The 8,914-nt window shown below is 63.0% G+C and carries 7 protein-coding genes; 3 read left to right on the top strand and 4 right to left on the bottom strand.

Going from position 1 to position 8,914, the window contains the following annotated elements; genetic code table 11:
• Positions 1-45: 45 nt before the first annotated feature.
• The 4 genes from pheA to mtnA all read right to left on the bottom strand — a co-directional run bounded on the left by pheA (position 46) and on the right by mtnA (position 6,713).
• Positions 46-1,140, bottom strand: coding sequence for a prephenate dehydratase (gene pheA / locus ACK1VC_RS19140; protein WP_016715021.1), 1,095 nt, complete (start codon positions 1,138-1,140; stop codon positions 46-48).
• On the bottom strand, positions 1,140-2,225 hold the full coding sequence (gene serC / locus ACK1VC_RS19135; protein WP_024717769.1) for a 3-phosphoserine/phosphohydroxythreonine transaminase: 1,086 nt from the start codon (positions 2,223-2,225) through the stop codon (positions 1,140-1,142). The genes pheA and serC overlap by 1 nt, the downstream gene beginning before the upstream one ends.
• Positions 2,226-2,372: 147 nt before the next feature.
• Entirely contained in the window at positions 2,373-5,138 is a 2,766-nt protein-coding gene (gyrA, locus tag ACK1VC_RS19130) for a DNA gyrase subunit A (RefSeq protein WP_023047424.1), read from the bottom strand.
• Positions 5,139-5,636: 498 nt separating this feature from the next.
• Positions 5,637-6,713, bottom strand: coding sequence for an S-methyl-5-thioribose-1-phosphate isomerase (gene mtnA / locus ACK1VC_RS19125; protein WP_016485353.1), 1,077 nt, complete (start codon positions 6,711-6,713; stop codon positions 5,637-5,639).
• A 110-nt stretch (positions 6,714-6,823) separates the two neighbouring features.
• Between mtnA and ubiG the strand changes: the two genes are divergently transcribed.
• From ubiG to ACK1VC_RS19110, 3 genes are all read left to right on the top strand, one after another.
• Positions 6,824-7,522, top strand: a complete 699-nt coding sequence (gene ubiG / locus ACK1VC_RS19120) for a bifunctional 2-polyprenyl-6-hydroxyphenol methylase/3-demethylubiquinol 3-O-methyltransferase UbiG (RefSeq protein WP_012271034.1) — start codon at positions 6,824-6,826, stop codon at positions 7,520-7,522.
• 2 nt (positions 7,523-7,524) lie between these two features.
• Complete coding sequence (mupP, locus tag ACK1VC_RS19115) at positions 7,525-8,196, top strand: N-acetylmuramic acid 6-phosphate phosphatase MupP (RefSeq protein WP_016485352.1); 672 nt, start codon at positions 7,525-7,527, stop codon at positions 8,194-8,196.
• Positions 8,197-8,217: 21 nt separating this feature from the next.
• The coding region (locus tag ACK1VC_RS19110; RefSeq protein WP_449118018.1) for a YciK family oxidoreductase at positions 8,218-8,914 on the top strand (697 nt) is incomplete at its 3' end.

The raw sequence follows: 8,914 nt of genomic DNA, 5'->3' as shown, positions 1-8,914 counted from the left end.
CTTGGCCCCGCGAAAGGGCTGCAAAGCAGCCCCAAGGGCCTTGAATCAAAGCACCGCCTTCGGATAAGAGCCCAGCACCTTCAGCGCCACCGCCTCCTGGCTGATCTGCTCGAGCACCGCCTTGATCAGCGGGTCGCGGTGGTGGCCAACGAAGTCGATGAAGAACACGTAGGTCCACTTGCCACTGCGCGACGGGCGGGTCTCGATGCGGGTCAGGTCGATACCGTTCTGGTGGAACGGCACCAGCAACTCGTGCAAGGCACCTGGCTTGTTGCTCATCGAGACAATGATCGAGGTCTTGTCATCGCCAGTCGGCGGCACTTCCTGGTTGCCGATCATCAGGAAGCGCGTGGAGTTGTCCGGGCGGTCTTCAATCTTTTCGGCCAGGCGGGTCAAACCATACAGGTTGGCCGCCATGTCACCGGCGATCGCCGCCGAGTTCCACTCACCCTTGACCCGCTTGGCCGCCTCGGCATTGCTCGACACGGCCACGCGCTCCACGTTCGGGTAGTGGGCGTCCAGCCACTTGCGGCACTGGGCCAGCGACTGGGCATGGGAGTAGATGCGGGTGATGCTGTCGGTCTTGGTGTTTTCGCCTACCAGCAGATGATGATGGATGCGCAGCTCGACTTCACCGCAAATCACCATGTCGTGCTCAAGGAAGCTGTCCAGCGTGTGGCTGACAGCACCTTCGGTGGAGTTTTCCACCGGCACCACGCCAAAGTTGACGGCACCGGCCGCCACTTCGCGGAACACTTCGTCGATAGCGGCCATTGGCCGGCTGATCACCGCGTGACCGAAGTGCTTCATGGCTGCGGCCTGAGTGAAGGTACCCTCTGGGCCGAGATAGGCGATTTTCAGCGGCTCTTCAAGGGCCAGGCACGACGACATGATTTCGCGGAACAAACGCGCCATCTCTTCGTTGCCCAGGGGCCCCTTGTTGCGCTCCATCACGCGCTTGAGCACTGCAGCCTCACGTTCGGGACGGTAGAACACCGGCTTCTCGCCTTCTTTCAGCGAGGCGGTCTTGACCCGGGCGACTTCTTCAGCGCAACGGGCACGGTCGCTGATCAGCTCGAGAATCTTCTCGTCGAGGCTGTCGATGCGTACGCGCAGCGCCTTGAGTTCCTGTTCGGACATCAGCCGTGCTCCTTCTCGAATTCGGCCATGTAGCCAACCAAGGCTTCCACAGCCTCAAGGCCCAGGGCGTTGTAGATGGAAGCGCGCATACCGCCCACCGAACGGTGGCCCTTGAGGTTGAGCAGGCCACGGGCATCGGCGCCGGCGAGGAAGGCCTTGTCCAGGCGCTCGTCAGCCAGGCGGAACGGCACGTTCATCCACGAACGGGCGTTGACGCTGATCGGGTTGGTGTAGAAATCGCTGTTGTCGATGAAGCCGTACAGGCGGTCTTTCTTGGCGCGGTTGCGCTGCTCCATGGCGTCGACGCCACCCTGCTCCTTCAACCATTCGAAGACCAGGCCCGAGAGGTACCAGGAATAAGTGGCCGGGGTGTTGTACATCGAGCCGTTGTCAGCCGAGACCTTGTAGTCGAGCATGGTCGGGCAGCTGCTGCGGGCATGGCCCAGCAGGTCTTCGCGAACGATGACCACCACCAGGCCGCTGGGGCCGATGTTCTTCTGCGCGCCGGCGTAGATCAGGCCGAACTGCGACACGTCGATGGGGCGCGAGAGAATGTCGGAGGACATGTCGACCACCAGGGGCACATCACCAGTCTGCGGCACCCAGTCAAACTGCAGGCCACCAATGGTCTCGTTGGACGCATAGTGCACATAGGCGGCGTTTTTGGTCAGATTCCAGTCGTTCTGGCCAGGGATGCTCAGGTAGTCGTAGGGCTTGGCACTGGCGGCGACGTTGATGTGGCCGAAGCGGCGCGCTTCTTCGATGGCCTTTTTCGACCAGATACCGGTTTCGATGTAGTCGGCAGTGCCGTTTTCCGGCAGCAGGTTCAGCGGAATTTCGGCGAACTGCTGGCTGGCGCCGCCCTGCAGGAACAGCACCTTGTAGTTGGAGGGGACGGACAGCAGGTCGCGCAGGTCCTGCTCGGCCTTTTCGGCGATGGCCACGTAGTCGTCGCTGCGATGGCTCATTTCCATCACCGACAAGCCCTTGCCGCGCCAGTCCAGCATCTCGGCCTGGGCGCGCTGCAACACAGCATCAGGAAGCGCGGCAGGGCCTGCGCAGAAGTTAAAGGCTCGTTTGCTCACATCCACTCTCGCTCTGCCAAATAGAACAAAATCATAATTCGGTGGCCACATTCCATGCAGGATCGGTGGCGCCTGCATCGCGGGCAAGCCCGCGCCTACACAGGCAAACGGGGCGACCTTGGTCGCCCCGTCCGGGTTTACGCTCGCTTACTCCTGCGGGGCCTCTTCGGCACCCGCAGCGTCTTCATTGTCTGGCGCTTCAGCCTCGGTGCCCTCCTCGTCCACCTCGATCACTTCATCGAGTTCGTCCTCGGACGGCTCCTGGATCCGCTCCAGGCCCACCAGTGTTTCATCCGCCGCCAGCTTGATCAGCGTCACACCCTGGGTGTTACGGCTCAGGCTGGACACTTCGCCAACACGGGTGCGCACCAGGGTGCCCTGGTCGGAAATCAGCATGATCTCCTCGCCTTCCTGCACCTGGATAGCACCGATCAGCAGGCCGTTGCGCCCTTTGGTACCCATGGCAATCACGCCCTGGCCACCACGGCCGCGACGCGGGAACTTGGACAGCGGGGTGCGCTTGCCGAAGCCACGCTCGGAGGCAGTGAGAATCTGCGAACCGGACTCCGGGATCAGCATCGAAATGATCTGCTGGCCTTTGCCCAGCTTCATGCCGCGAACACCACGGGCAGTACGGCCCATTTCACGCACTACGCTCTCGGCGAAACGGATGACCTTGCCGGCGTCGGAGAACATCATGACTTCTTTGGCGCCGTCAGTGATGGCCGCCGCAATCAGGGTGTCACCTTCCTTCAGCTTCAGGGCGATCAGGCCGTTGGAGCGTGGGCGGGCGAACTGCACCAGCGGGGTTTTCTTGACGGTACCGGAGGCCGTGGCCATGAAGATGTAGGCGCCTGTCGGCTCTGCCACCCACTCTGCGGTGTCGCCATCTTCCTCGTCGACTTCCTCGGCCTCTACCAGCTCACCCTCGAGCACGGTGTCATCAGCGTCTTCCAGCTCTTCGTCAAGGTCAGCGTTCTGCTGCAGCGCTTCGAGGTCGATCTGCAGCATGGCGGTGATGCGCTCACCTTCCTCCAGCGGCAGCAGGTTGACCAGCGGGCGACCACGGGCAGCGCGGGACGCTTCGGGGATTTCGTAGGTCTTCTTCCAGTACACCTTGCCCTTGCTGGAGAACAGCAACAGGGTGGCATGGCTGTTGGCGACCAACAGGTGCTCGATGTAGTCCTCGTCCTTCACGCCGGTCGCCGACTTGCCTTTACCGCCACGGCGCTGGGCCTGATAAGCGGACAATGGCTGGGTCTTGGCATAACCACCGTGGGAGATGGTGACCACGCGCTCTTCTTCCGGGATCATGTCGCCGTAGTTGAGGTCGTGGCTGGCATTGAGAATTTCGGTGCGGCGCACATCGCCGTATTCGGCACGGATGGCTTCCAGCTCTTCGCGGATCACTTCCATCAGGCGCTCTGCGCTGCTGAGGATGCGGATCAGCTCGCCGATCTGCTCGAGGATTTCCTGGTACTCGGCCAGCAGCTTCTCGTGCTCAAGGCCGGTCAGGCGGTGCAGGCGCAGGTCGAGGATGGCCTGGGCCTGTTCCGGCGACAGGAAGTACTTGCCGTCATGCAGGCCGTACTGCTCCGGCAGGTCCTCAGGGCGGCAGGAATCGGCGCCGGCGCGCTCGACCATGACCTGCACGGCACTGGATTCCCACGGCGTGGAAACCAGGGCTTCCTTGGCCTCGGACGGGGTTGGCGACGCCTTGATCAGGGCGATGACCGGGTCGATGTTGGACAGTGCAACCGCCTGGCCTTCAAGGATGTGGCCACGCTCACGGGCCTTGCGCAGCTCGAATACGGTACGGCGTGTCACCACTTCACGGCGGTGACGGACGAACGCTTCGAGCAGGTCCTTGAGGTTGAGCAAACGCGGACGGCCGTCGATCAGGGCGACCACGTTGATGCCGAACACGCTCTGCAGCTGGGTTTGCTGGTAGAGGTTGTTGAGCACCACTTCCGGCACCTCGCCGCGGCGCAGCTCGATGACGATGCGCATGCCGTCCTTGTCGGACTCGTCGCGCAGCTCGGTGATGCCTTCGATCTTCTTCTCTTTTACCAGCTCGGCGATCTTCTCGATGAGGCGCGCCTTGTTCAGCTGGTACGGCAGCTCGGTCACGACGATCTGCTGACGGCCGCCAACCTTGTCGATGTCTTCGATTTCGGAGCGGGCACGCATGTAGATGCGGCCACGACCGGTACGATAGGCCTCGATGATGCCCTGACGGCCGTTGATGATACCGGCAGTCGGGAAGTCCGGCCCAGGGATGAACTGCATCAGCTCATCGATGGTGACTTCGGGGTTGTCGATCAGCGCCAGGCAGCCGTCGATCACTTCACCGAGGTTGTGTGGCGGAATGTTGGTCGCCATGCCCACGGCGATACCGCTGGATCCGTTGACCAGCAGGTTGGGAATACGGGTCGGCATGACCGCCGGGATCTGCTCGGTGCCGTCATAGTTGGGCACCCAGTCGACGGTTTCCTTGTGCAGGTCGGCCAGCAGCTCGTGAGCCAGCTTGGTCATGCGCACTTCGGTGTATCGCATGGCCGCAGCGTTGTCGCCGTCCACCGAACCGAAGTTGCCCTGACCATCGACCAGCAGGTAGCGCAGCGAGAACGGCTGGGCCATACGCACGATGGTGTCGTAGACCGCAGTGTCGCCGTGCGGGTGGTACTTACCGATCACGTCACCGACCACACGGGCGGATTTCTTGTACGGCTTGTTCCAGTCGTTGCCCAGTTCGCTCATCGCATAGAGAACGCGACGATGCACGGGCTTCAAGCCGTCACGCGCATCGGGCAGCGCTCGCCCGACAATCACGCTCATCGCGTAGTCGAGGTAAGACTGTCTCAGTTCGTCTTCGATATTGACCGGGAGGATTTCTTTGGCCAGTTCGCCCATGAGAAGCCTGATTCCTTTTTCTGGTGAAACTTCGCAGCTCCATCAAGGGCCGAACGAAGCTCGCCGCCGCAGCGCATAAGGGTGCGACGACTTACGACAAATCAATGAGTTGTGCCATGGATCTGCGCAATGAAGGCCGCCGTGATGAGCGGTCTTGGAAACTGCCGGATGTTATCACAAAGGCGGGGGCGGTGGGGAGAGGTGGCACGGGGTGCTTGCCTTGAATATTGTGTCGCCTGGGAGAACGAGCGCCGCCCGCGCGGCGCATCGCGAGCTACGCTCGCTCCTACGTTTGTTTCGGGCCAGTCAAGCCTGTGACAGGCGTGCGCGACCGCCATTTTTGTACGGCACGATAGCGTGCCATGCGCCAAGGGGGCCGCGCGCAAACGGCACAGGAAAAATTGGCCCGAAACAAACGTAGGAGCGAGCACAGCTCGCGATGCGCCGCGCGGGCGGCGCTCGATCTAAAAAACGACAGACGTCTATCGCCTTACGCCCTCAATGCAGCCGCTTGCGGCAAATCAACTGGGCCAGCTTGGCGGTATCCGGGCGCTCTACGATGCCCCGCTCGGTCACGATCACGTCGATCAAGTCGGCCGGGGTCACATCGAACACCGGGTTGAACACTTCGACATCCGGTACCGCCGGGGCACCGCCAAAGTCCAGCCACTCGTCGGCGTCACGCTCTTCCAGCGGGATATCCTCGCCGGTGGCCAGGTTCAGGTCGATGCTGGTGCTCGGCGCCACCACCATGAAGCGCACGCCGTGGTGCATGGCACTGACCGCCAGCTGGTAAGTCCCGATCTTGCTGGCCACGTCACCATTGGCAGCAATGCAGTCCGCCCCCACCACCACCCAGGTGATGCCCTTGCTCTTCATCAGGTGCGCCAGCGCCGAGTCGGCACAGAGCGTTACCGGGATGCCTTCGTTGGCCAGCTCCCAGGCGGTCAGGCGCGAGCCTTGCAACCAGGGGCGAGTCTCGCCGGCGTACACCCGCTCGACCATGCCCTCCAGGTAGCCGGCGCGAATCACCCCCAGGGCGGTGCCAAAACCGCCGCTGGCCAGGGCACCGGCATTGCCGTAGGTGAGCAGGGCCTGGGCATTGCCCTGATGACGACGGATCAGCTCGATACCTTGCTGGGCCATGGTCAGGTTGGCTTCACGGTCGCTTTCGTGGATGGCCACGGCCTCTGCCTCCAGCACGGCCAGCACGTCTTCATCAGGGCGCAGGCGCAGCAGGCGTTCGCGCATGCGGTTCAGCGCCCAGAACAGGTTGGCCGCCGTGGGGCGTGCTTCGGCAAGGGTGAGGTAGTCTTCTTCCAGGTCCATTTCCCAGTCGCCACCCTCGGCCAGCCGCTCTTCCAGGGCCAATACCAGGCCGTAGGCCGCGGCAATACCAATGGCCGAGGCGCCGCGCACCGCCATGTCGCGGATTGCCGCCGCCACCTGCGCAACATTGTCGCAGGCCAGCCAGCGTTCCTCCGACGGCAGCAGGCGCTGGTCGAGCAGGTGCAAGATGCCGCCCTGCCAGCGGATCCCGGTCACCTTCTCCGCCGCCAAAAGTCGCTCGCGCATCGCCTCTCCCCGTGGTTCGCATGTCAAAAGCCGGCGATTATAGCGAGCCTGGGGGCCGAGCGCTCGGGTATACTCCGGCCCAATTTTGCGAAGTTTCAGAGGACTGTTCAATGAGCAACGTCGACCGCGCCGAAATCGCCAAGTTCGAAGCGCTGGCCCACCGTTGGTGGGACCGCGAAAGCGAGTTCAAGCCGCTGCACGAAATCAACCCGCTACGCGTCAACTGGATCGACGAGCGGGCCAGCCTGGCCGGCAAGAAAGTGCTGGACGTAGGCTGCGGCGGCGGCATCCTCAGCGAAGCCATGGCCCTGCGCGGCGCCACGGTAACCGGTATCGACATGGGCGAGGCACCACTGGCGGTGGCCCAGCTGCACCAGCTGGAGTCGGGCGTACAGGTGGAGTACCGGCAGATCACCGCCGAAGCCCTGGCCGAAGAAATGCCTGAACAGTTCGACGTTGTCACCTGCCTGGAAATGCTCGAACACGTCCCCGACCCGTCCTCGGTGATTCGCGCCTGCTACCGTATGGTCAAGCCAGGCGGCCAGGTGTTCTTCTCCACCATCAACCGCAACCCCAAGGCCTACCTGCTGGCCATCGTCGGCGCCGAGTACATCCTGAAGATGCTGCCGCGCGGCACCCATGACTTCAAGAAGTTCATCCGCCCGTCCGAACTGGGCGCCTGGAGCCGTGATGCCGGCCTGCAGGTGAAGGACATCATTGGCCTCACCTATAACCCGCTGACCAAGCACTACAAGCTCAACAGCGACGTCGACGTCAACTACATGATCCAGACCCTGCGCGAGGAATGAGCATGCGTTTGCGAGCAGTACTCTTCGACATGGACGGCACCTTGCTCGACACGGCGCCGGACTTCATCGCCATTTGCCAGGCCATGCTCGCCGAGCGCGGCCTGCCAGCCGTTGACGACCACCTGATCCGTGGCGTGATCTCTGGCGGCGCCCGCGCCATGGTTGCCACTGCGTTTGCCATGGACCCGGAAGCCGAGGGCTTCGAGGCCCTGCGCCTGGAGTTTCTGGAGCGCTACCAACGCGACTGCGCGGTCCACAGCAAGCTGTTCGACGGCATGGCCGAGCTGCTGGCTGACATCGAAAAAGGCAACCTGCTGTGGGGCGTGGTCACCAACAAGCCGGTACGCTTCGCCGAGCCGATCATGCAGCAGCTGGGCCTGGCCGAGCGCTCGGCACTGCTGATCTGCCCGGACCACGTGAAGAACAGCAAGCCTGACCCCGAGCCGCTGACCCTGGCCTGCACCACCCTGGGCCTGGACCCTGCCAGCGTGCTGTTCGTTGGCGACGACCTGCGCGACATCGAGTCTGGCCGCGACGCTGGCACGCGCACGGCTGCGGTGCGTTACGGCTATATTCATCCAGAGGACAACCCCAACAACTGGGGTGCCGACGTGGTGGTGGACCACCCGCTGGAACTGCGCAAAGTGATCGACAGCGCGCTGTGTGGCTGCTGAACTAGAGACAGGGAATACACAATGTTCGACTACACCGCCCGTCCCGACCTGCTGCAAGGCCGGGTCATCCTGGTTACCGGCGCCGGCCGCGGCATTGGTGCCGCGGCCGCAAAGGCTTACGCTGCACTGGGCGCCACCGTGCTACTGCTGGGCAAGACCGAGGCCAACCTGAACGAGGTCTACGACCAGATCGAAGCCGCCGGACACCCGCAACCGGTGGTCATCCCGTTCAACCTGGAAACCGCCCTGCCCCACCAGTACGACGAGCTGGCAGTGATGATCGAAGACCAGTTCGGCCGCCTGGACGGCCTGCTGAACAACGCCTCGATCATTGGCCCGCGCACGCCGCTGGAACAGTTGTCGGGCGACAACTTCATGCGCGTGATGCACATCAACGTCGATGCCACCTTCATGCTCACCAGCACCCTGCTGCCCCTGCTGAAGCTGTCGGAAGACGCCTCGGTGGTGTTCACCAGCAGCAGCGTCGGCCGCAAAGGTCGGGCCTACTGGGGCGCCTATGGCGTGTCGAAGTTCGCGACCGAGGGCCTGATGCAGACCCTGGCTGACGAACTGGAAGGCGTGGCACCCGTGCGCTCCAACAGCATCAACCCGGGCGCCACGCGCACAGCGATGCGGGCCCAGGCTTACCCCAGCGAAAACCCGCAGAACAACCCGCTGCCTGAAGAGATCATGCCGGTGTATCTGTACCTGATGGGGC

The organism is Pseudomonas sp. XP2, from assembly GCF_053557975.1.
Note: the sequence above shows the minus strand (reverse complement) of the source record. Positions and strands in the feature narration are given on the sequence as shown.

Excerpts from the sequence above, each read along its gene's own strand:
- gyrA (WP_023047424.1), bottom strand. The coding sequence starts at position 5,138 with ATGGGCGAACTGGCCAAAGAAATCCTCCCGGTCAATATCGAAGACGAA.
- mupP (WP_016485352.1), top strand. The coding sequence starts at position 7,525 with ATGCGTTTGCGAGCAGTACTCTTCGACATGGACGGCACCTTGCTCGAC.
- pheA (WP_016715021.1), bottom strand. The coding sequence starts at position 1,140 with ATGTCCGAACAGGAACTCAAGGCGCTGCGCGTACGCATCGACAGCCTC.
- ubiG (WP_012271034.1), top strand. The coding sequence starts at position 6,824 with ATGAGCAACGTCGACCGCGCCGAAATCGCCAAGTTCGAAGCGCTGGCC.
- mtnA (WP_016485353.1), bottom strand. The coding sequence starts at position 6,713 with ATGCGCGAGCGACTTTTGGCGGCGGAGAAGGTGACCGGGATCCGCTGG.